31 protein-coding genes are annotated in these 19,746 nt (G+C 43.7%); 8 read left to right on the top strand and 23 right to left on the bottom strand.

All coding sequences use genetic code 11. The features are described from left to right. Positions 1-60: 60 nt before the first annotated feature. The gene (locus tag ACWA5Z_RS06445) at positions 61-1,374 is read right to left on the bottom strand and encodes an anaerobic C4-dicarboxylate transporter (protein ID WP_431050867.1); all 1,314 of its coding nucleotides are present in this window, start codon (positions 1,372-1,374) and stop codon (positions 61-63) included. Between the two features lie 423 nt (positions 1,375-1,797). Between ACWA5Z_RS06445 and ACWA5Z_RS06450 the strand changes: the two genes are divergently transcribed. Then, the gene (locus ACWA5Z_RS06450; RefSeq protein WP_449343194.1) at positions 1,798-3,078 is read left to right on the top strand and encodes a tyrosine-type recombinase/integrase; all 1,281 of its coding nucleotides are present in this window, start codon (positions 1,798-1,800) and stop codon (positions 3,076-3,078) included. 148 nt (positions 3,079-3,226) lie between these two features. Here the strand turns inward: ACWA5Z_RS06450 and ACWA5Z_RS06455 are convergent, their stop codons facing one another. The 19 genes from ACWA5Z_RS06455 to ACWA5Z_RS06545 form a co-directional block, all read right to left on the bottom strand. Continuing rightward, positions 3,227-3,538, bottom strand: a complete 312-nt coding sequence (locus ACWA5Z_RS06455) for a hypothetical protein (RefSeq protein ID WP_449343195.1) — start codon at positions 3,536-3,538, stop codon at positions 3,227-3,229. Positions 3,539-3,628: 90 nt separating this feature from the next. After that, complete coding sequence (locus ACWA5Z_RS06460; RefSeq protein WP_449343196.1) at positions 3,629-4,144, bottom strand: DUF551 domain-containing protein; 516 nt, start codon at positions 4,142-4,144, stop codon at positions 3,629-3,631. Further along, positions 4,137-4,385 carry a hypothetical protein gene (locus ACWA5Z_RS06465; protein WP_449343197.1) on the bottom strand — a complete coding sequence of 83 codons (249 nt, stop codon included), beginning with the start codon at positions 4,383-4,385 and terminating at the stop codon, positions 4,137-4,139. Before ACWA5Z_RS06465 ends, ACWA5Z_RS06460 begins: the two co-directional genes overlap by 8 nt. After that, positions 4,385-4,723, bottom strand: coding sequence for a hypothetical protein (locus ACWA5Z_RS06470; protein WP_449343198.1), 339 nt, complete (start codon positions 4,721-4,723; stop codon positions 4,385-4,387). Before ACWA5Z_RS06470 ends, ACWA5Z_RS06465 begins: the two co-directional genes overlap by 1 nt. Further along, positions 4,710-5,003, bottom strand: coding sequence for a hypothetical protein (locus tag ACWA5Z_RS06475; protein WP_449343199.1), 294 nt, complete (start codon positions 5,001-5,003; stop codon positions 4,710-4,712). The genes ACWA5Z_RS06470 and ACWA5Z_RS06475 overlap by 14 nt, the downstream gene beginning before the upstream one ends. Next, a complete protein-coding gene (gene rdgC, locus ACWA5Z_RS06480; protein ID WP_449343200.1) occupies positions 4,990-5,901 on the bottom strand; it encodes a recombination-associated protein RdgC in 912 nt (303 codons plus the stop codon). The genes ACWA5Z_RS06475 and rdgC overlap by 14 nt, the downstream gene beginning before the upstream one ends. 1 nt (position 5,902) lies before the next feature. Then, positions 5,903-6,163: a hypothetical protein gene (locus ACWA5Z_RS06485; RefSeq protein ID WP_449343201.1), complete on the bottom strand. Its 261-nt coding sequence runs from the start codon at positions 6,161-6,163 to the stop codon at positions 5,903-5,905. Positions 6,164-6,220: 57 nt separating this feature from the next. After that, positions 6,221-7,486, bottom strand: coding sequence for a DNA cytosine methyltransferase (locus tag ACWA5Z_RS06490; RefSeq protein ID WP_449343202.1), 1,266 nt, complete (start codon positions 7,484-7,486; stop codon positions 6,221-6,223). 19 nt (positions 7,487-7,505) lie between these two features. Continuing rightward, entirely contained in the window at positions 7,506-8,114 is a 609-nt protein-coding gene (locus ACWA5Z_RS06495; RefSeq protein WP_449343203.1) for a hypothetical protein, read from the bottom strand. After that, positions 8,101-8,661, bottom strand: coding sequence for a hypothetical protein (locus tag ACWA5Z_RS06500; RefSeq protein WP_449343204.1), 561 nt, complete (start codon positions 8,659-8,661; stop codon positions 8,101-8,103). Before ACWA5Z_RS06500 ends, ACWA5Z_RS06495 begins: the two co-directional genes overlap by 14 nt. A gap of 24 nt (positions 8,662-8,685) precedes the next feature. Beyond that, positions 8,686-9,120, bottom strand: a complete 435-nt coding sequence (locus ACWA5Z_RS06505) for a hypothetical protein (protein ID WP_449343205.1) — start codon at positions 9,118-9,120, stop codon at positions 8,686-8,688. A gap of 3 nt (positions 9,121-9,123) precedes the next feature. Next, positions 9,124-9,597 (bottom strand): hypothetical protein, encoded by a 474-nt coding sequence (locus ACWA5Z_RS06510; protein WP_449343206.1) that lies wholly within the window; start codon positions 9,595-9,597, stop codon positions 9,124-9,126. Continuing rightward, on the bottom strand, positions 9,584-10,000 hold the full coding sequence (locus tag ACWA5Z_RS06515; RefSeq protein ID WP_449343207.1) for a zinc-finger-containing protein: 417 nt from the start codon (positions 9,998-10,000) through the stop codon (positions 9,584-9,586). Before ACWA5Z_RS06515 ends, ACWA5Z_RS06510 begins: the two co-directional genes overlap by 14 nt. An 8-nt stretch (positions 10,001-10,008) precedes the next feature. Beyond that, a complete protein-coding gene (gene ssb, locus ACWA5Z_RS06520) occupies positions 10,009-10,437 on the bottom strand; it encodes a single-stranded DNA-binding protein (protein ID WP_449343208.1) in 429 nt (142 codons plus the stop codon). Positions 10,438-10,448: 11 nt separating this feature from the next. After that, the gene (locus ACWA5Z_RS06525; protein WP_449343209.1) at positions 10,449-11,393 is read right to left on the bottom strand and encodes an ATP-binding protein; all 945 of its coding nucleotides are present in this window, start codon (positions 11,391-11,393) and stop codon (positions 10,449-10,451) included. Positions 11,394-11,401: 8 nt separating this feature from the next. Continuing rightward, entirely contained in the window at positions 11,402-11,902 is a 501-nt protein-coding gene (locus tag ACWA5Z_RS06530) for a siphovirus Gp157 family protein (RefSeq protein ID WP_449343210.1), read from the bottom strand. Beyond that, positions 11,899-12,099: a hypothetical protein gene (locus ACWA5Z_RS06535; RefSeq protein WP_449343211.1), complete on the bottom strand. Its 201-nt coding sequence runs from the start codon at positions 12,097-12,099 to the stop codon at positions 11,899-11,901. Before ACWA5Z_RS06535 ends, ACWA5Z_RS06530 begins: the two co-directional genes overlap by 4 nt. An 8-nt stretch (positions 12,100-12,107) precedes the next feature. Next, a complete protein-coding gene (locus ACWA5Z_RS06540; RefSeq protein WP_449343212.1) occupies positions 12,108-12,398 on the bottom strand; it encodes a hypothetical protein in 291 nt (96 codons plus the stop codon). A gap of 275 nt (positions 12,399-12,673) precedes the next feature. After that, the gene (locus tag ACWA5Z_RS06545) at positions 12,674-12,970 is read right to left on the bottom strand and encodes a hypothetical protein (protein WP_449343213.1); all 297 of its coding nucleotides are present in this window, start codon (positions 12,968-12,970) and stop codon (positions 12,674-12,676) included. Between the two features lie 251 nt (positions 12,971-13,221). Here ACWA5Z_RS06545 and ACWA5Z_RS06550 point away from each other — a divergent pair, with 251 nt between their 5' ends. After that, a complete protein-coding gene (locus ACWA5Z_RS06550) occupies positions 13,222-13,419 on the top strand; it encodes a hypothetical protein (RefSeq protein WP_449343214.1) in 198 nt (65 codons plus the stop codon). On the opposite strand, the gene ACWA5Z_RS06555 is transcribed toward ACWA5Z_RS06550, so the two are convergent. The 3 genes from ACWA5Z_RS06555 to ACWA5Z_RS06565 all read right to left on the bottom strand — a co-directional run bounded on the left by ACWA5Z_RS06555 (position 13,416) and on the right by ACWA5Z_RS06565 (position 16,446). Continuing rightward, on the bottom strand, positions 13,416-13,574 hold the full coding sequence (locus ACWA5Z_RS06555) for a hypothetical protein (RefSeq protein ID WP_449343215.1): 159 nt from the start codon (positions 13,572-13,574) through the stop codon (positions 13,416-13,418). The genes ACWA5Z_RS06550 and ACWA5Z_RS06555 overlap by 4 nt on opposite strands. A 1,261-nt stretch (positions 13,575-14,835) precedes the next feature. Next, a complete protein-coding gene (locus ACWA5Z_RS06560; RefSeq protein ID WP_449343216.1) occupies positions 14,836-15,669 on the bottom strand; it encodes a KilA-N domain-containing protein in 834 nt (277 codons plus the stop codon). Positions 15,670-15,735: 66 nt separating this feature from the next. Further along, positions 15,736-16,446 (bottom strand): XRE family transcriptional regulator, encoded by a 711-nt coding sequence (locus ACWA5Z_RS06565; protein ID WP_449343217.1) that lies wholly within the window; start codon positions 16,444-16,446, stop codon positions 15,736-15,738. A gap of 134 nt (positions 16,447-16,580) precedes the next feature. Between ACWA5Z_RS06565 and ACWA5Z_RS06570 the strand changes: the two genes are divergently transcribed. From ACWA5Z_RS06570 to ACWA5Z_RS06595, 6 genes are all read left to right on the top strand, one after another. Continuing rightward, positions 16,581-16,790: a Cro/CI family transcriptional regulator gene (locus ACWA5Z_RS06570; protein ID WP_449343218.1), complete on the top strand. Its 210-nt coding sequence runs from the start codon at positions 16,581-16,583 to the stop codon at positions 16,788-16,790. 20 nt (positions 16,791-16,810) lie between these two features. After that, on the top strand, positions 16,811-17,116 hold the full coding sequence (locus tag ACWA5Z_RS06575; RefSeq protein WP_449343219.1) for a hypothetical protein: 306 nt from the start codon (positions 16,811-16,813) through the stop codon (positions 17,114-17,116). Between the two features lie 62 nt (positions 17,117-17,178). Then, a complete protein-coding gene (locus tag ACWA5Z_RS06580) occupies positions 17,179-17,421 on the top strand; it encodes a helix-turn-helix domain-containing protein (RefSeq protein WP_449343220.1) in 243 nt (80 codons plus the stop codon). A gap of 2 nt (positions 17,422-17,423) precedes the next feature. After that, a complete protein-coding gene (locus ACWA5Z_RS06585) occupies positions 17,424-17,573 on the top strand; it encodes a hypothetical protein (RefSeq protein ID WP_449343221.1) in 150 nt (49 codons plus the stop codon). Next, complete coding sequence (locus tag ACWA5Z_RS06590; protein ID WP_449343222.1) at positions 17,570-18,400, top strand: DNA replication protein; 831 nt, start codon at positions 17,570-17,572, stop codon at positions 18,398-18,400. The genes ACWA5Z_RS06585 and ACWA5Z_RS06590 overlap by 4 nt, the downstream gene beginning before the upstream one ends. Beyond that, positions 18,397-19,746, top strand: coding sequence for a replicative DNA helicase (locus ACWA5Z_RS06595; protein WP_449343223.1), 1,350 nt, complete (start codon positions 18,397-18,399; stop codon positions 19,744-19,746). Before ACWA5Z_RS06590 ends, ACWA5Z_RS06595 begins: the two co-directional genes overlap by 4 nt.

Raw genomic sequence — 19,746 nt, forward strand, 5'->3', positions numbered from 1 at the left:
CTAAAAAACCGTTCCCAATGAATCGGGAACGGTTTTTGTCACTTGGCTGCTAATGCTTTTTTACAGGAAAATACCGGCAAAGATGAAACCGAAGATCAAGCTGAAGATCATGCTCAATAAGCCCGGAACCATAAAGCTGTGATTGAAAATAAATTTGCCGATACGGGTGGTGCCGGTGGTATCGAAGTCGATTGAGGCGATAATCGGACCGTAGTTCGGAATAAAGAAATAACCGTTGACGGCGACGAAGGTGGCGATAATCACCGATGCCGGCAAACCTAGGGCAATTCCCAACGGCACCAATACGGCCACGGTTGCGCCTTGGCTGTTGACCATCACCGATAAGGCAAACAGGGCAAACGCGAACGTCCAAGGGGCAAATTCGACCAGACCTGAAACCATCTCTTTCACTTCGGTGATATGTGCGCCCATTAAGGTGTCACCCAACCAGGCAATACCGAAGATTGCCACGATGGCACGCATACCGGCATGGAACACCGAGCCTTGTGTGATTTCGGTGCCGTCCGGTTTACAGATCAGGATAATTAACGCCGCTATGGTCAGCATGATAATTTCAATGGTATGCGCCATGCCCATCGCTTTGCCGTCAAAGTGCGGTCGTAATTCAGGCAGCGCGCCCATCACAACCACTAACAGTGCACCGAACAAGAACAGTCCCACCGAATATTTTGCGGTAGTGCTGATTTCCATATTTTCCACATCCAACTTCACGGAATTTTCTTGCGTATATTTTGGATCTTGCAGTAAGCGCTGGTAATGCGGATCATCTTTCAGTTCTTTCCCCATTTTGTTGACAAACAAACAGGCGAGGAAGATACCCAGAACGGTGGACGGAATCGTGACACTCAACACATTCGCTAAGGTGATACCTTGCGGTTCAAGGAAGGCGACCACGGCAACGACTGCCGCAGCAATCGGACTGGCGACAATCGCAAATTGTGAGGCGATCACTGCCATGGAAAGCGGACGGGAAGGACGGATTCCGTTATAGCGGCTCACTTCGGCGATAACCGGCAGCACCGAATAGGCAACATGCCCGGTTCCGGCAAATACGGTAAAGGTCCACGTCACCGCCGGGGCGATAAAGGTAATGTATTTCGGATTTTTGCGTAAAATGCGGGTGGCAATTTGAATCATATAATTCAAACCGCCGGCTGCTTGCATTGCCGCCGCCGCGGAAACAACCGCCATAATCATCAACATGACGTCGATTGGCGGACTGGTTGGTTGTAAATTGAAGCCGAACGCCAAAATGGCCAGGCCGACTCCCCCCATGACTCCTAAGCCGATACCGCCAAGTCTGGCACCAATTAGGATACACAGCAATACGATGGCAAATTGAAAGAGAAACATGAATTGCTCCATTATTTTAATAAGAAAATATTTAATGATAAAAAGCGTTTCGCCAATTTGAACGAGAACACTTCTGGACACTGGATTCAGGTGAGTACGGAACAGTGCTTCTGAATCGTGGCGCCATTTTATCAGTTATTAAAGAAAAAGAGAGGGGGAAGTGTCACAAAACCGCACTTTATGTGCAAAAGTATGATTTTTTGTACAATAATCAACAAATTGGTTTGGCGAATGTGGGCGGATTCGAACCGCCGGCCTATCCCTTAGGAGTTGAGCGACTAGATGTTTTATTATGTTTTATCGTGTTTAGTTCTGTTTGATATTACTGGCGGTTAGCCCGAAAAGATGTTTAATATTGTTTAGTCGTGTTTTATAATGTTTCGTCATAACTAGTAGTGAACTAGTAGTGTCAAGGTGGGAAGAATGGCTAATCAATCTTTTATTTTTACAGACTCAAAAATCCGTAGTTTAAAGCCTGGGGATAAGCAATATCATGTATGGCACGCTGACGGACTCAAGGGGCGAGGAAGCCTTGGGGTGCGAGTCAATAAAAGCGGGCAGAAAGTTTTTGTTTACCGCTACTTTGTGCGTGGTAAAGCCAAAATAGTATCACTTGGAGCATACCCTAGCATCTCACTGTTCGAAGCCAATCAACTAAAGATTGATGCCGCAAAAAAATATATCGACGGGCTATCTGTAGATGATGATAGTCAGTTTGCACAGATAATGCAAAACAAAACAAAAAAAGAGCTTGGCACGGTGTCAGATTTATTTGATGGCTATGTGCAGGATTTGCGCGCCAGAAAGCGGCGAACGGCTGACGATGTGAAAGCTAAATTCAAGTATTTGACCGATAATAGTGGTCTGTACGGATTAAGCGGAGATGTGCTTGCCCAAGATGTTACGCATGAGCATATAAAAATATTGCTATCAAAATATGTAAAGAGAGGGGCAAAAACAGAAGGGAATAAAGTTCGGTCGCTTCTCCATGCGGCATTTAACTGGGGCTTGAGATCGGATAATGATCCTGCTTTTATTGATGTTAAGCGGCTGAGATTTGAGCTTAAGTCTAATCCTGTTACTATCGTTCCGCAGCAGAGAGGGGCGAGCCGAGCGCTAGATCGGTATTTGAGCTGGAAAGAGTTGTTTGTGTTGATAAATGAAACGCAAAAGCCTGCGAAAGAGCTGAGAATGTCATACACACTATCAAGATTGATTGCGCTGTGTATTTTTAGCTGCGGTCAAAGACCCATTGAGCTTTTGCGCTTAAAGCGCAGCAATATTGACTTTGATCGACGCATTATTGATATGACGCCGGAGATGACCAAAACAGAAAAACATCACGTGTTTTATTTATGCGATTCCGCACTAAAAATCATAACAGAATTAGTTGAGCGCACTGAGGCTGACGACTATCTATTTAGCAGCAAAACGGAAGAACACTATTCAACACAAGCTGCCGGAAAAGCATTAGCTAGATATATTAAACGTAGCGGGTTTGCTCATTTTACGCTAAGAGATATAAGACGGACGTTTAAAACATTGGCTGCCGAGCTTAAGGTGTCGTCAGAATTAAGAGATCGAGTGCAATGCCACGCTATAAAAGGAGTATCTGATAAACATTACGACCGCTATATGTATTTGACCGAAAAAAAAGAAGTGACAGAGCTTTGGGAGCGGTCATTGCTTGCACTGACTGCGTAATACGCTGTCATCTTTCCATTGCTGGATTTGATCATCAGTCCAGCCTAATTTCAAACCATCAATAGTGTAACAAGGTTTTGGGAATCTGCCAGTATTGACCCATTTCCATAACGTTGCCCGGCTGCGATCGATTAATTTGCATATCTCTTTATCTTTTTTGTAAATTGGGTTTAATTGTTCCATGCTTTCCTCGTAATCTCCCGCTGTCAAAATACGCCTTAAACGGCATCTCATTCACAAACCGCCGAGCAGATACAATCACTGCATCAGCAGGTCTTTCGGATTTAGTCAGCGCCGTAAAACTGCGCCGAAGTTGTTTAGCTTTAAAATGATCACGGTACTTCTTCGCCAGTTGTTTGACACGCTTATCACGGTTTGGCGATAAATGTGCGCATAGTGCAAGCGTGGTGAAGTAGCCGAGAAATTTGTTTGTTTCGTAAGTGATTTGATCGTTATTCATATTTCACCGGTATAAAAAAGCCCTGCGAACAGGGCGGTGTTTGAAAATGTCTAAAAATTACTAAAAATGTCTAGCATTATTTTTAGATATTTAATGTTTTGGCGGTTCTGGTAACCGCATCCAGTGTGTTACTTCATACATATTTCCGCCATTATCAAACCAATTTCCAACATGGCTAATAGATGCGACATGAATACCAAGTTGATCGCTCTGTACTACGCGTCCAATAACAAGATATTCATCAGACAATGGCACCTCATCACTAATTTCCGGCAATCGCTCACTACACTTAATCCAGCCGTTATTTTGCGGATATTCGACTAGTTTTGGCGGCTCGATAATTTGCTCATGACATTCTCCATACTCTTTTAGCTCCTCTCGCTCCTCATCGGTTACACCTCGCTTTAACATTTCGAATTTGCCGACTACGACACCAAAGCAAGAATCGTTAATTCGACCATCGTCATCATCAAAGACAGTGGTTTCGTTTGCTAAATTATACTGAGCATCTGCTATGTCATGCGCGTTACCTCTAGCTTCATCAAGTGAGTTGTGAAATCTGATTTCTTGTTCAACTCCATCGTAACTAAAATATTGCTTATTCACACATCACCTCCTGCATTGCATTGTCTATCAATTTTCGGCACGTTGTTCCAAATACAAAATTACAAGATAATTGTATTTCGTCATCTGATTCAGCTGCACTTGATGAAGTGCCAATCCAAACACTACGATTTTCTGATGAGCTAATTTCAATAAAAGAACTTTCGATAAAATCGAATCTTTGTTTATCTTTAAGCAAACCGTCATATTCTTTTTTCGATATTGTTACCGTGTTTTTGTTCATCAATATATATCCCCGCTAAATAAAATTTTCGAATCCTCACCGCCGGTCTTTTTCAATATTTGACCTGCGGCACTGGCTATATCAAAGGCTTCTTTTCGCTCCACATATCGCCCCGTGTTTGTTAGAAATCCTTGAGATTCTACACGCAAGTAATACCCACGCTCGCTGCAAACATCGCCCTTGAGGCAAACAGGAATGCCAGTAAATGCAATAAACTTATGAGCGAAGTTATCCCAGTGTCTAATTGATGGCGCGATAATTTCTCCGCACTCAATTTTTCCCTCCCAAATCCTCATTTTCATTGCTGCGCAAACGATTCTTTCGTTATTTTGCCCCATGCCGCCCCCTTGTCTTTCTTCGGCGATTCTGCTTTCTGGTATGACTATTCTTCAACTTGGAAATTTCATCATCTTTTTGCTTTATAATCTGTCTTTGATGTTCGGCTTGCGTGCGGTAAAATTCGGCTTCCGACAAAGCTAGTGCTAAATCATTTTTCAATTCATGATTTTCGTCGTTCATATCACTAGCCGCTGCCGATAAAGCGAGATTATCCGCAACAAGAAAATGATATTTTTCTCGATAATGTTTTAGTGTTTTTAAATATTTAAATAAATTCATCTTCGACCTCATTCGCTTCAAATTCACTTGCCAATAAATCGAATAATTCCGATATTTCAGCTGTCATCAATACAAAATCCGCATCAAAACGTTGTGCGAAATCCTCTTTTACAATGTCATCATTTTTCTTACGGATAAAATCGGCAAATTTGATACGTTTAATTGTGCTGTCGTCATGCAAGATAAACGACAAGCGGTCTTCACGCTCCAGTGCCAGCTTAGTGATTTGCTTATCCGCGGTGGCGATACAGTGCAGCACCTCTTCACTATCCAAGTCCTGATGCTTGCAGCGGATTACTGATTCATCTTTGATCGAGGTGAGTTCAGCTTCTTCTAGCACGGTCAACCATTCTGGTGCATTATTATTGGCTACCCAATCGGTCATCACCTCGCTAAGCGTGTTGGCAAAGACAAACGGCACAACGGGCAACGATCCGAGTGATTTACGCAGCAATCCTAATGCTTCTTCCGCACGTTTATCTGATGTCGCATCAACGTAGATGCGGTCTTTGTCGGTATCAATCAAAAGTGCGGTATCGGCAACCTTGCTAAATGCGCGCGGCAACAATTCATTCAGCACATCGTCTTTTAGTGCTAGTTTTTCACCCTTGCTAAGTTTTCTGTTTTCCCGCTCTTCAAGTTTTTTGATCCGTTCATCGAGGTGTTTTTTGATGACGTGCGGGGGGATTATTTTTTCTTCTTTGCGCGCCACAAGTAGGATAAAACCACTCGCTGAGTGATGCAGTAGCTCGCTGTCATGTAACGGGCTAGCCCAGCCGAACTTGCTATATTCGTAGCTTCCGCATGGTGCGTAAGCGTTGTCTAATAGTTGATTTTGTAAGTCGCTCCAATCAAGCGATTTAGAGATAGAGTAGGGCATAATATTTTTGAACCACATTTTACACCTCGTCATATTTAGTGCCGCAAAACGGGCAAAAATTATTGTTAATTTCTACTTTTCTTTTGATCTCACGCACGTTGCCGCTCTTTGACACCTTGCGCTCAATATAATTAACCTCTGTTGTTGTTCTTGCGGGAAGCATGGTGAAATTTTTTGTCGGAATTATCGTGCGTATGCGCAGATTAACGACATCAATTCCTTTTTTAGAGAGATGCTCTTTTAGCCCTTCTTGATTTTTTGTAATACATTCACAGCTCATAATTAATCCTTAATTTTGGGTACAAAAAACCGCACTTTGTGGGTGCGGTTGTGTAGGTTATTTGTTGAGATAATCAGCTATCCGTAAGCCGATCCATTGCATAACAGGTACAGCCATTGAATTGCCGATCGCTTTATAGCGCGGTGAATCAGGGCATTCATCGGCTGATTTATTACGGTAGGGGATTTTTGTCCAGTCATCGGGGAAGCCTTGCAAGCGCTCGCACTCTATCGGTGTCAATTTGCGTACTGATGCAAATGTTGATACCGCGTGAACATCAGTGCTTGTCAGTGTGTACATCACGCCACTATCATCAGCACCAACACCATTTCCGCCGGCGTTATCCGCACGATTGATGATATTGCCCGCAATGGAGATTGGTATATTATTACCACCAGTCCCCATTGCGGACGATAATCCATCATGGCACTCTCTGATGACGTCAGACCGATGTGCAATATCAAACAATACATTTTCTTGACCATTGTTTCTGCCGAGACAATGAGCTTTGTTTGATACACACGGGTCTTGAGTACCGTGAACGACAAGCGTTTCCGAACCACCATCAAGCGATCCGCCACTCGCTCTTAATGTTCCGCCCTTATCGGATTGTTTGTATTGAGCAAAGCCGCCCGAAGCGTAGGCGGTAACACTTTGCCTCTCAATTCCGCTCTGCGCAATATCCCTTGGCACGCTTTGGCGCTCAAAAAGTATTTCACAGGTGCTTCTTTTTGCAGCACTTGCCACAACGAACACTCTTTTACGTCGTTGTGGCACTCCGAAAAATTGAGCGTCGAGGGTGCGCCAGACGACCGTCCTCTGCGCATGGATATAACCAGCAGTTCCCCATCGCTTGTCGTCTGGCGGTAGTAATGGCTCTCCGCCATTAGCCAATCCAGCCAAAAAATATCCGAAAGCGTTGTCCTTGGTGGATAAAACACCGGGAACATTTTCCCACAGGATAATAACGGGTTGTTTTCCGTCTGCGTGTCTGATGTGATCAATTGCATTTGCAATCTCCAAAAATGATAGTGTTAGCAACCCCCGCTCATCATCAAGCGATTGCCTAAGCCCTGCGTAAGAGTATGGTTGACATGGCGTGCCGCCGACAAGAATATCGGGCGCAGGGATTTCTCGGTTTAAAATTTTGTCGGCAAGTGCGGTCATGTCGCCTAAATTTGGCACGGCAGGAAAATGATGAGCCAATACCGCACAGGGAAATGGCTCAATTTCAGAAAACCAAAGCGGTTCAGCGAACGAATGCCACGCACAACTTGCCGCCTCAATGCCTGAACAGACTGAGCCGTAAGTGAATTTTTTCATATGATTTATAAGGGTAGTGTTATGCCGCAGCTAATTGAACTGCGTAGTTGAAACCCTGTAGATTGGTATCATTTTGAGGGTATGCCGCACGCCAACACTCGCCAAACGCTTGCAGTAACATCACTTCGGCTGTTTTTGGCGTTAGCATTGGCACGGTTACGCCATCAACTGATCGAATGCCTCTGAGCTGTTCCCAATCGCTGTCGTCCGTCAAAAGTGCTTCACGCTCCATTTTCAGGGCCACTAAATCCACGTGCTTGATTTCCGCTAACTCCGCTTTTGTTAGTTTTGACAAGCAATATCTATTCTCGATCAGCGTTTCAAATTGCGCTTCCAGCCGCCTAAAATTGGGGAGTAATTTTTTAAGCGGCGTCGGCACATCTTTAACATACGCCTCGTGAAAATCGTGCATAAGAACACGCAATTGCAAATACGGCGAATAGCCACGCTTGCGAGCTATATCGAGGCAAAGTAGCGAATGCGCAGCCACTGAATAAGCTACTGAACTTTGACCGCAAAAGCGGTTTTCTAGGCTCAAATGGTGTGCAATGTCAGTAATGCATATCGAGTCAGCGCTTGGGTTGGAGTAGTCAATGTGTTTGCCGCTGTAAGTCTTAATCCATGTCATTACCAGCCTCATCGATCAAGGTTAATTCTTCCCACTTACAGATATAACCGCCATGCCGCATGATTACTCCACGTTCTTCGTTTTGGCGATTTTTTTCGGCTTGATCATCGGTTAATACTGCAACCTTACCAAGCGGTAAATGCTCATTTTTTTTATCTTCGACAATTACGCCTTCGTATTCACGATATTTAACTCGCGCACCAACGGAAAACGGTAGGGTATAGCCGTTTTCTTCGATCCATTGCTTGCTTAGTTTGTCTGTATGCTTTCTGGCGGCCCAATACAAATCTTTTTCAGCAAATTCGGTGGCTGTGGTGAATGTCCAGTTATGGTATTTGATAAGGCGTTCTGCCGTGTCATCATTATCTTTCCAGTAACACCATGATTCATTAATATTTTCATAATAAGATATATGCTTTACGTCAATATCTTCACCGTCATGGTATTCTTTTTTTTCTTCCTGAATTTCATCGGCATAATTTTCAGCCACCCATTCAGCTAAGAACGCTTCTTTCAACGCCTCATCACTGAGTGATGGGCGTAGCACTGCTGGTATCCATTTTTTTCATTTTTATCTCCTTGCACCTTTCATCGCATTTAGCCAAGCCTTTGCGTCTGATTCAGATGCATATAGGCGACCGCAGCTGAGGTAACGTGTTTGTACTTTGTGTGCGAGGTAAATTACTCGAACAACTCTGTCGTCCTGTATAATCCAATACTCGTCACCTACATTGACTTTCTTAACTGGGGCTGGTAACTCTAGTAAAGTTACTTTCGGTTGAGGTTCGATCCATGTGCCGACAATGTTGCGACCTTCATCATAACCGCGGTTATCGCAACAACCTTTATTATCCCATGATTGATAATATCGGTGCCCCATGTCTGACTCGACATACCCGATTAACGGGGTGTTAATGTGTTGGATCTGATAAGATGCTGTGTTTAAAAGCACAACCGCCTTTAAACCGCTGCGAGTTCTATATGGCTTATTTACTTCAATCTTCATCTTTTACCCCTTTGCTTGCATGATTGCTTTAACAAACGCTTCCGCATCTTCTCTCGTCGCAAAGAATAGACCTTTATCAACATTCAATCCTGATGTGTCATACCATTTTATATATTTGATAATATCTTGCTCTTCTTTGTGCGGAATTTGTACCGAATAAAATGTGCCTAGTTCCACAGCTTCGTCATGAGTGAGCGGTTTCGGAAACGTAACCGTGACGTTTGCTCTCGGCTCTTGCCACATTCCGACTATGTCGTAATTAAATTTTCCGCTATTAAAACAGCGCCCATAGACCGTCCACGATAACGCCATAAAGCCATAGCAATCTGAGATGACGACGCCTTGTAAGGCTTTTTCGCTTTCAGGATCGATATTCGGCGCTAGCTTGCGCATATCCGCTAAGACGTAGGCTTTTTCACCGTTACACAGCACGACTGGCGCTCCTGCTAGGGCTTTTTCTAAATCAAATTGTTTCATTTTGTTTCTCCAATAAAAAAGCCAGTTTTTTACCGGCTTCGTGTTGTACTTTTTTACACATATCAACATCAAACATGCCGATATGCGTTTCTGATTTTGGTATTCCTAGGGTTTCCGATAGCCACGCGTAAGCTTCCACGCGCTTCATAAATCCTTTACGCCAAATTGGGTCGAATGCAGAATGGGCTTTTTTCTTTTCTGTGCGCAATTGTTCGTCCGCCAACCGACCTAACGGCTTATCGGTATTAGGGTGACAGCCCACGTAGGCATTACACGGCTCGCACAAGTAAAAGGTTTTGCCGTATAGGTCTTTTCGGTGTGGATACACTTTCTTGCCCGTGACTTTGGCGGAAAATTTACCGCAATAGGGGCAAAGTGGGGTGAGTTGGATAGATTTTTTCATTGCTCACCCTAAAACGGAATATCATCATCAAAATCTGGTTCTTGCTGCTGCGCTGGTGTTGATGTCGGTTTGCTTTGTTGTTGCTCGCCCTGCTGACGATCGCCACGCGAATCTAACATTTGCAGGTTGTCGCCTTGAATTTCGGTGGTGTAGCGATCTTGCCCGTTTTGATCTTGCCATTTACGGGTTTTCAAACGCCCTTCGACATACACTTTGCTGCCTTTGTGCAGGTATTCACCGGCAATTTCAGCTAAACGGCGATACAGCACGATGCGATGCCATTCGGTGACCTCTCGCTTTTCGCCCGATTGCTTATCCGTCCAGCTTTCGCTAGTGGCTACGCTGAAACTGGCAACTTGTTCACCGTTCGGCATTGTGCGGGCTTCTGGGTCGTTGCCCAAATTCCCCACGATGATGACTTTATTTACGCCTGCCATTGATATTCTCCTTATGTATTAGCTAATTGATTTAACCGCAATTCATACGCTTGCACGGCATCACTATAGGTTTGGTGTTCATTTTCTTTAATGTGCGGTTCAGCCTTTGCCCATAACTCATTTAAATCTTCAATCGTGGTTTTTCCAGCAGCCAACATGATAAATTTGTCAGTAGCAGTTCCGTTAGAATTTGTAGAATTGGAAGCCTGCTGGGTCGAGTGCTGCGAGGATTCTTGCTGTTCTGGTTGCTTTGGGGTTTCAGGGATTTCCACACCTGATTCAAGCCATTCAACGATCTTTTGCCCCGTTTCTTTGCTCAATTTTTCAGGCGTGGAAATATCAAAAATCCCTGTTCGATCCTTGCTTGGCGTGGCGATATGCCCATCGTGGATAATATCCAACACGGTTGTAAATTCATATTCGATACCATCACGCTGTTCTGTTTTCATGCCTAGCTTCTGCACTTGCTTACGCCCATTCACTTCAACTTGTGCAGTTTCCGTTTTACTGCGTGCTGTGACGATAATATGTGCCGGCGCAGCAAGTAAGTCATCAATAAACGCCCTGTGGCGTGGGGTGACTTCATTCCATGCGCTCCATGTATTACCTCGATATTTTGCCTTTGCTATGTTTTCGAGTATTTCAAGACAACCGCCAACGCCAGACCATTCGTGCGTGATTGAGTCAATAATTACCACCTCATAGCCTGCCTCTACTGCGAGTTTTAAGGCTTGGCGATAGCGTTCAGGCGAGTGTGGCGGCTCAAGCTCTAAAACATCAAAATCAATTAGATTAGAGTAAAGCGAGGCACTGCCTTTCTCGGTGTCGATAACGGCAATTTTTTTACTAATGCCGCTTGCAAGCAATAAAGCACCGTAGGTTTTCCCCGCACCACTAGGACCGGTTAAAGCCAAGCGGAGTTTTGACTTTTTACGTTCTGCCTTTTGGAATTTCATATATCCCCCTATTTAATCGTTAAGACTTCACTATCAACCAGTTTTGCACCTAATATATCCGCACCGTTTTTCAATGCGGCTTTAATGGCGGCATTATTTGGCTTGACGGAATGCACGATCAGTTCTTCATCGTAGCAATTTGCTAGAAATTCGGCTTCGTCCAGCTGTAGCTTGTTTCCGCTTGCAATACGGTAACTCACACTAAATAAACCGCACTTCAGCTTGCTCTTGTCGATAGCCTGCATATTGGCTCTAAGCCGATCTTTAATGCGATCAATATTATTCTGCCGTGCCTTTTTCATTGCTTGCAGACGCTTGATTTCAGCGTCTATCGGCTCGATTTCGGCTTCAATGTTTTTCATGATGAAAATGGTTTGTTCAACCTTAGTTTCAAAATCATCTTGAATGCTGTCGAGTGCCGATAGTACATCTTGATTTTCTGCCAATTCTGGATCGTCCAAGAGGGCGGCTATATTTTGGTATTGCCCGGTGATTTGGTAGAGTTTCATTGCATTGTCCTTGCTGTTGCGATTTCATCTTTTGCGAATTGTTCAGAGTGGATAGCGTCTATCATTTCGATCAGTTCGCTGTAGCCAACATCTGCCAATAGACGTTTGATATTTTCATTATGGAGTTTATAGCGCAGTTTTTTTGATGCCTGCTCCTGCGCTAGTAGCTCGTTTATGGCTCGATCTAGGTTATCCATAAATCCCCCTAATACGGTATTTCCGAATAAAATTCATCGGTTGCGATGTTGAGTAATGTAGCATTGATAAAATCGCGGATTTTTGGATCGGTGGTGTGTCTTAACAAATCGCAGATTTCATCTGAGATGCAGACATATTCGAACACGTCTGCACGTAGCTTTTCCGCTTCGTCGGTGTCCTCATGTTGCAGTTGATCGGTTAGTTTTTTCGCCATGCGTTCAATCTCGGCATCTTCATCGGCTTGCTTGTCAATTTCCGCCTGATAGCGGTTTAAGCTATTTGTGATAATACATTGCATACTAAATCCCTCGCAGTGTTATGCCGGATAATCTTGCCCTATCCGGCGTGTCTGAATCGCTCCCGGTCGTTCTCAATTCGCGGTACGGTATCGGGAGCGGTATTTTAGTGCCATATATTTTGTTGTAGCGGGACACGGCATTTCTCAGCGCAATATTGGCGCAATGCTTGTTGCGCATAGTTTCGGTGTGGACTTTCTTGACCCAAGAATCACCGACAAATGCAGCAATTTCGCCATAAAATCCGCCGTTACACTCAATAACGGTAGCTTCGTATCTAATTTCTTTCACGCTTTGTCTCGGCTTGCATTGAGTTAATGATTAAGCGGATTTCGCTTTCTTGCGCTGCGGTTAAATTCGGTTGATATTCGCCATTTTCGGCAATCCAAATGCGATCGCCTTCTGCCTTTTCTGCTGCGGTTGGTGTGTAAACCGCTAAATCGGCAGTGTGGTTGTAATAATCGGTATCGGGTACAAGTGCGGTTGTCGCTGTTACCGGGTGGCAGCCAAAGCCTAAAATAGTGGCAAGCCCAATGATAAACAGCACGCCATAAAGATTGATTTTCGGAAACATAATTCAGCCCCTATTCATAAAAAAGCCCTCATAAAGAGGGCGAACAACTCAACATAAAGGAAATGTCATGGTGCCGATTTTGACCACATCGGCTAAGTGGTGTAACCATCTCAAAGCATTCTTGACACTTTTGCCCGAAACACTTTGAGATAGCCGCCTTTCTTTATCCTTGCAAGGCTCAAGTCCCTTATTGTTCCCCAACAGATAAGGATTTATAATGAAATCCCCCAACAGAAAATAAGGAATTTGTTATGAGTAAAATGGATCGTAAATCAGCAGAGGAATTAGCAATTAAACTAACTCACTCTTTACTTGAAAGTTGCCCAAAAGCTGTTTTAAAAAGCTTAAGGGCGGCTGATCACCCGTCAGATATTGCGAGTTTCATCAAAAACTTGGCAGATGAATTGCAAGAAAACTTAACATCCGGCTCAGTTGGGTATTTTGGCTAGCTTTTGTTAATTAATGCAATTGCCTCAATTAACTCAGCAACATGGATATCATTTCTACGTCTAAAGTTATCTAAAACAGCCTGCTTGATGTCTTCTTTATCCGCATCAGACAGGCTTTCGCTTTTTTCTTTAATTTCGACTAGTGTCACTTTCATGATTTTTTCCTCTTTAATAACCATCACAAACCGCACTTGTCTAACGTGTCTTCGCAAATCGTTGCGCCCTGCTTGATAAATCAAGCATTCGGCATTGATAATTGGGTTTCCGTAAATACGGTTTGTGATGGTGCAATCAGTTTTTAAGCTGAACTTTAACAGCCTCGTTTGCTTCAATTGGTTTTGCTATTTGTTTAGCCTACTGTTGTTCACTATTTCCGATCGCTCGGTAGCCGCCCCATTCGCTAAACTTTCAGTTTCCGCCGTTGCAAGTGCAGAGCCCGCTACTATTTGCTTCAACCAATTGGCATAGACAGCTCACTATTGCTAGCTTCTTTGTGCGACAGATGTGATTGCGTCATCTGCTGAATCGTCCCTATGCCGACTATCATTTACCGCTAATTTGCACTCGACTTTTGCGCTCCCCAAAAGTCTAAACTTTGACATCTCATATCATTGCAGCCTATGCCTATCCGCTGCTGATAACCGAATTGCCGCTTGTGGGGTTCGGATTTTATGTATAGACAGCTCACCCTTGCGGGCTTCTTTGCGCAATTGCGGTGAGTGCATCCGCAACGTAATCAATCCCTATACCGACCAATTACCAGCCACAGGGCGGAAATAAAGCTATCCCTTTCAGCTGCTGCCAATCTACTACTAAATTATCGCCTCTCCGATACGTCACGCATTTTTAGCCGCGTTTGCTAGTTACAAGTCCATGAGGCGTTCGCCTTGCCTCTGACAGGCCTCAATCCGCATACTTCGGGATTTTCTTGGGATATAAGCAGCGCTGCCCTTGATTGTGGTAGCGCCTCTTTTCGCTACAACACACACAGTTTTCTGCTCGGGGGTTACTCGGCTTAAATCAGCCGATAACTTATATCTCGCATGAGTCCAGATTGTTAAAGAGCGTGAGATTCGGTGCTGCATCTCGTTGGTATGGGTGTATAATATAGCTAAAGTTGTATATTGTAAATAGCTAAAGTTGTTTTATTTTAGGTTTTCATATATCTTTAGGTTTATTTGGTTGTTTTTAAAAGAAAAATAATTTGAAAAAATTTCTGCTGATTGCGTATTTTGTGAGCTAGATCACAATATCATTGAACAAATGAACAGTTAAGTGAACAGGTCAGTGAACTGTTCAATGAACAAATGAACTGTTTCGGTGGGGTTATTGAACAATTTTAGGCAAGAAAAAAGCCCCTTTCGGGGCTGCTTTTCAGGTTCGATTCTCACATTGAATTTTCCTGGTGTGGAAATGTCATTCTATGAGTAGCGGCTTATCTTTTAACTGTTTTAACGATTTACTTTCAAGAATTGAGTTGATTTGTTGGATTGCCAAGCGATTTAGAATTGCTAGCCGTTCGTTTTGTGGTAATCCCTGCTGTATTAGTAATGCGTTTTGACTTTCTAAGGCAGCTAATACAGTTAATTGCTCAACACTCGCGTGGTCTCTAATATTTCCTTTCAAGGAGCTATTTTCTTCACGCCATTTCTTTGCTGTTGTCCCAAACATTGCTTGGTTAAGGATGTCTGCTTCACTTGAATAAATAAAGCCCTGTTGTTTTGTATTGAGTAATGGTGGAATCAAGTGAGCTTTGATTGCATCAGTATGAATGCGGTAGTTGGTTTTGCTTAAAATTCGTTTAACATTCCATTCCAGCTTGTTTTGCTGCGCTTCTTGCTGTTTTAGCCGCTGAAACTCTTTAATTAAGTAAAGTTTAAACTCTGGGCTAATCCACATTGCAAATTCTAATGCGATATCTTTATGGGCATAAGTTCCGCCATAACGACCAGCTTTTGCCTGCAATCCGATTGCGTTTGTCTGTGCTACAAACTCTTTCACACTGATTTTAAAGCGATTTAGCCCAGACTGATTTTTAATTGTGGCGAATTCGCCATAATTAAAAGTTGGGTTATTGATTTCTTCCCAGATGCCAATATATTCAAGCGTATTGCGGTTTCTAAGCCAATCACTGATAAAAAACTCACCGTCTTTTGCTTTGAGCATATCGGTAAGACTGATGTAATCCTCTCCGCTTTGCTCGATAACCCTGATGTCAGCGTCTTGCACTGTCATTACATCATTAACCATTTTGGTTTACTCCACTAAGTTTATTAAGTTCAGCGCAAATTCCAAACCTACCGCTTCCGGCGGTAGCTAAAGCAGAACCGACCACCAAAAAACTTTCCCGATAACTGAAATATCCTCGAGGTGCGCCACTTCGTCTTGATGTTCATCGGTGTTATAACTTCTAATCCTCACTTCGCTGTTTGGTAGCAAATAAAGGATTTTGATCCGTAGCAATCCGCCATGATTGATCGCGTACATTTGTCCATCTTTAATATTTTTATCACCTAAATTCACGCCTACTGTTGCACCGTCTGGCATGGCTGGCTCCATCGAATTGCCGGATGCTGTAACACAAACAGCATTTTCATACTGCACACCGGCTCGGCGCAATGTGGCTTTTGAAAAGCGCAATTTAAAGCCATTGTAGTCTGCTATATCGTCCGCAAGCCCATTTCCAGCGGCTAGTCTGATGTCTTTGTAGAAAGGCACGGCGACTTCATCATCGCCCATTGGCGTGTGTCGATCCCATAAATCAAACGTACCTAATTCTCCGACATTTGATTCTATTTTCTTTGTCTCAATTAATTGCAGTGTTGGGCTACCATTGCCTGTTTCTAGCCATTCGGGATTAACATTTAACGCATTGGCAATTTTCAAAATGTGTCTAGTCGCTTTTGTTTGCTCAGATTCGATTTTTTGAATTGCATTTTGAGATATGCCAACCTTTTCTGCTAGCTGAACCTGTGTTAATCCTGCGTTATTTCTCGCCGCTTGTAATCTTGTAGCAAGTGTAGTCATAAAGCCCCCTATTAAATTTCACACATTTTAAAACTTTAGTTTTAAGACTTCAAACAACCATAGATATAAACCACTTTACTTTGGATAGCTTTAGCTATATTATTTATAGCTATAGTTCAAGTGAGGATATAACTATGAGTGAAGCTATCGAAAAAGCGATCAGGGTTCTTGGCTCTCAGAAGAATTTAGCTTTAGCCTGTGACGTAAGTCAAAACGCCGTAAGTAAATGGCTAAATGGAAGCCGAGTGTCTTTAGAAAACGCCCTGAAAATTGAAGCGGCTACTGCTAAAAAAGTAAAGGCGGAAGATATAAATTCAGAATTTAGCGCTTTACTTTCGCGCTAATTTATCAACGGCGGTACGCAATGGCACGCAATGAATTAACACGATCCGCAATACCGATTTCCGATCTGGTGATGGATAAATTTTATCACGGACAAACGCAAGCGGTTACTGCGGACAAAATGGGCTGTAGTCCAACCACAGTTAGCCGTTTAGTCGGCGAAAATGGCGACAAATTAACGCAATTTTTTAATTTGTTGTCCGCTGTTGATGTCGGTGTTTACGACAAAAACACGCAAGTTTGCGTGAGCAAGCAGGATTTAGAGGCTTTGTTGCTGATGAGTACCGGCTTTGAGTTGCGGCTGCGTGAGAAATATTTTGGGCAATAAAAAACCGCAGCGGGAACTGCGGTTAGTGCTGTTTTTTAAACAACCATAAAAACGAGGTCATTATGGCAAAAATAAAAATTAACGTCAATAAAAACGAGTCAGAGTCGGCAACACAATGCCGATTAATTCTGACAGCCTTTCGGAAAGGGGAGCGATTAACATCACTTGAAGCGTTAAAACGCTTCGGTTGTTTGCGGCTTTCCGCGCGGATTTATGACTTGAGAAAGCAAGGGCATGACATTCACAGCGAAACAATCAAAGAGCCGTCCGGTAAACACGTTAAGCAATACTGGCTGGAGGCTTAACCATGTTAGCAGCAAAGGAATTATCAGAACTAACGCCAATGCAAAAAGCGCAGCTGTACGAAGCGATGAAACGCAAATTACAGGCGCAAAACTTATCGCCAAAACAATATGAACAGCGTATCAAAATTATTACTCGGGAGCTTGGGCTATGAGAGCAAGTCAGGTATTGAAATTAATTGGCAGACCAGTTGCTTATTATAAAGATTTGGCTCGCCCTTTAGGTGGTGCAACTGCGGCAATCTTATTTTCCCAGTTGTTTTATTGGTCCGACAAAACAGATAACCCTTTAGGGGTGTACAAGCAGCTTGAAGAGCTTTGTGATGAGACAGGTTTAACGCTGGAAGAATTGCGTTCAGCTCGGAAGAAATTAGTGAGCTTAGGCGTGCTGAATGAAACCTATAAACGCCTTGAACACCGCCTCTACTTCAAATTGGATTTGGCGGTTTTTGATGAGTTAATGATTGAATTTGGGGAGCAAGGGAAAACCGATTTGCCGACCTGTGAAAACCCATCTTCCCGAAATGGGGAATCCCGATTTGGGGAGCAAGGGAAAACCGATTTCGTTATTGATCAAGAAACTACTACATTAGATTACAACAATAACCCCCTACCCCCAAAAGCATCTGACGATACTTTTGAGGAATCGGCTACCGCCGAAGCCTTACCCGCTGGCGAGAAGAAAAAATCAATCCGTGTAGATTATCAAGCAGTGGTTGATGCCTACAACGAGGAAAACGATAAATCAGGGCAAGTGTTGCCAGCTTGTGTTGCCCTGAATGATAAGCGCCGCAAGGCAATCAAACGATTCATGGTGGAAATCAAAGAGCCGACGCTGGATTGTGCACGGGCGTATTTTCAGTATTTTTTCGCAGATTTAAAACCGTTCCACACTGGCGAGAACGATCGGGATTGGAAAGCCAATTTTGATTATGCCTTGCGATCCGACACGGTGATCCGAGTACGTGAGGGTGGGCTATGACCGATAGAATCCATACCATTGAGTATTCGTTAGTTGGATCATTTCTGATCGGTGGCTTGAGCGCACGGGCGCGTGATGTGATGGTTTGGCTAGAACCAGAAATGTTTGGAAGTCACTACCTTGGGGAAATTTATAATAACATCCGCAACCAAGCGAGAAAGGATAACCTGATCGACATCGTGCTGCTGAATCAAGATTTTGGTGCTGATTTTGCGTTGCTGGCAGAGATTGCTAAAAACACCGCATCAGCGGCTAACTTGAACGGCTACGCAGAAAAAGTGCGGTCTGCTTGGATCAATCGGCAAGCTGTTAAGTTTTTCCTAGAGGCGGCCAGTAATCTACAAGCGGCAAGAACCGACGAAGAAACCACAAATATTGCGGCTGATGGCTTGCAAAAAATGCAATCACTGCTGGAGGCTCGCGCGAATATTGTACCTGTAGCAATGGGCGAACTGCTCGAAACCTACCTAGAGGTATTTGAGCAACGGTCGAAAAAAGACTTTTCGCAGCGCTTGTTGTACACAGGATTGCAGGGCGTGGATAACGCACTAGGCGGAATCAATAACAACGATTTAGTGGTGGTTGCAGGTCGTCCTGGCACGGGTAAAACCGAATTTGCGCTCACGCTTACCCGTAATATCGTGGAGAAAAAAGGGTCGGTGCTGTTTTTTAGCCTTGAGATGGGCAATATCCAGTTGATGGATCGGTTGTTGAGTGCAGGCACGGGTATTGCCGTGCAGTCATTGCGTGAAGCGCGTGGTATTGACGATCATCAATACGCACAGATTGCTAACTTTATCGAGCGCACGCAAGAACACAAGCTGTATTTCGTTGATCGTAGCGGGCTGAGCGAACGTGAAATCTGCGCCATTGCGGAACGTCACTTGGACAAAGAGCCGTTATCGGCAATCGTGATCGACTATTTAGGCTTGATTAATCACAGTTGCAAGTCGGATAGCCCCGTACAAAAAATCACGGAAACCACGTGGGCGTTAAAGACGTTCGCCAAAAATTTTAATGTACCGATTATCTTGTTATCACAGCTTAATCGTAAGGTTGATGAGCGCGCAGACAAGCGCCCAGTCAACTCAGATTTGCGTGATTCAGGATCAATTGAGCAAGATGCGGACAGAATCATCATGCTGTACCGCGAAAGCGCGTACACCAAAAACAATGACAATCCATACTCCGAAGCCATTGTGACTAAAAACCGATTTGGGGATTTAGCTACAGCATATATGCGATTTGAGAAAGGGCACTTTGTGGATTGCGATCAAGCCGAAGCCAATCGATTTTGCACCGAAAAACCAATGAATAACACCCGTAAAACAGGAAGAGGGATCTGA

The organism is Testudinibacter sp. P80/BLE/0925 (assembly GCF_053570785.1).

Coding starts and splice junctions, on each gene's coding strand:
- ACWA5Z_RS06445 (WP_431050867.1), bottom strand. CDS start 1,374: ATGTTTCTCTTTCAATTTGCCATCGTATTGCTGTGTATCCTAATTGGT.
- ACWA5Z_RS06450 (WP_449343194.1), top strand. CDS start 1,798: ATGGCTAATCAATCTTTTATTTTTACAGACTCAAAAATCCGTAGTTTA.
- ACWA5Z_RS06455 (WP_449343195.1), bottom strand. CDS start 3,538: ATGAATAACGATCAAATCACTTACGAAACAAACAAATTTCTCGGCTAC.
- ACWA5Z_RS06465 (WP_449343197.1), bottom strand. CDS start 4,385: ATGAACAAAAACACGGTAACAATATCGAAAAAAGAATATGACGGTTTG.
- ACWA5Z_RS06470 (WP_449343198.1), bottom strand. CDS start 4,723: ATGGGGCAAAATAACGAAAGAATCGTTTGCGCAGCAATGAAAATGAGG.
- ACWA5Z_RS06475 (WP_449343199.1), bottom strand. CDS start 5,003: ATGAATTTATTTAAATATTTAAAAACACTAAAACATTATCGAGAAAAA.
- rdgC (WP_449343200.1), bottom strand. CDS start 5,901: ATGTGGTTCAAAAATATTATGCCCTACTCTATCTCTAAATCGCTTGAT.
- ACWA5Z_RS06485 (WP_449343201.1), bottom strand. CDS start 6,163: ATGAGCTGTGAATGTATTACAAAAAATCAAGAAGGGCTAAAAGAGCAT.
- ACWA5Z_RS06490 (WP_449343202.1), bottom strand. CDS start 7,486: ATGAAAAAATTCACTTACGGCTCAGTCTGTTCAGGCATTGAGGCGGCA.
- ACWA5Z_RS06495 (WP_449343203.1), bottom strand. CDS start 8,114: ATGACATGGATTAAGACTTACAGCGGCAAACACATTGACTACTCCAAC.
- ACWA5Z_RS06505 (WP_449343205.1), bottom strand. CDS start 9,120: ATGAAGATTGAAGTAAATAAGCCATATAGAACTCGCAGCGGTTTAAAG.
- ACWA5Z_RS06510 (WP_449343206.1), bottom strand. CDS start 9,597: ATGAAACAATTTGATTTAGAAAAAGCCCTAGCAGGAGCGCCAGTCGTG.
- ACWA5Z_RS06515 (WP_449343207.1), bottom strand. CDS start 10,000: ATGAAAAAATCTATCCAACTCACCCCACTTTGCCCCTATTGCGGTAAA.
- ssb (WP_449343208.1), bottom strand. CDS start 10,437: ATGGCAGGCGTAAATAAAGTCATCATCGTGGGGAATTTGGGCAACGAC.
- ACWA5Z_RS06525 (WP_449343209.1), bottom strand. CDS start 11,393: ATGAAATTCCAAAAGGCAGAACGTAAAAAGTCAAAACTCCGCTTGGCT.
- ACWA5Z_RS06530 (WP_449343210.1), bottom strand. CDS start 11,902: ATGAAACTCTACCAAATCACCGGGCAATACCAAAATATAGCCGCCCTC.
- ACWA5Z_RS06535 (WP_449343211.1), bottom strand. CDS start 12,099: ATGGATAACCTAGATCGAGCCATAAACGAGCTACTAGCGCAGGAGCAG.
- ACWA5Z_RS06540 (WP_449343212.1), bottom strand. CDS start 12,398: ATGCAATGTATTATCACAAATAGCTTAAACCGCTATCAGGCGGAAATT.
- ACWA5Z_RS06545 (WP_449343213.1), bottom strand. CDS start 12,970: ATGTTTCCGAAAATCAATCTTTATGGCGTGCTGTTTATCATTGGGCTT.
- ACWA5Z_RS06550 (WP_449343214.1), top strand. CDS start 13,222: ATGAGTAAAATGGATCGTAAATCAGCAGAGGAATTAGCAATTAAACTA.
- ACWA5Z_RS06555 (WP_449343215.1), bottom strand. CDS start 13,574: ATGAAAGTGACACTAGTCGAAATTAAAGAAAAAAGCGAAAGCCTGTCT.
- ACWA5Z_RS06560 (WP_449343216.1), bottom strand. CDS start 15,669: ATGGTTAATGATGTAATGACAGTGCAAGACGCTGACATCAGGGTTATC.
- ACWA5Z_RS06565 (WP_449343217.1), bottom strand. CDS start 16,446: ATGACTACACTTGCTACAAGATTACAAGCGGCGAGAAATAACGCAGGA.
- ACWA5Z_RS06570 (WP_449343218.1), top strand. CDS start 16,581: ATGAGTGAAGCTATCGAAAAAGCGATCAGGGTTCTTGGCTCTCAGAAG.
- ACWA5Z_RS06575 (WP_449343219.1), top strand. CDS start 16,811: ATGGCACGCAATGAATTAACACGATCCGCAATACCGATTTCCGATCTG.
- ACWA5Z_RS06580 (WP_449343220.1), top strand. CDS start 17,179: ATGGCAAAAATAAAAATTAACGTCAATAAAAACGAGTCAGAGTCGGCA.
- ACWA5Z_RS06585 (WP_449343221.1), top strand. CDS start 17,424: ATGTTAGCAGCAAAGGAATTATCAGAACTAACGCCAATGCAAAAAGCG.
- ACWA5Z_RS06590 (WP_449343222.1), top strand. CDS start 17,570: ATGAGAGCAAGTCAGGTATTGAAATTAATTGGCAGACCAGTTGCTTAT.
- ACWA5Z_RS06595 (WP_449343223.1), top strand. CDS start 18,397: ATGACCGATAGAATCCATACCATTGAGTATTCGTTAGTTGGATCATTT.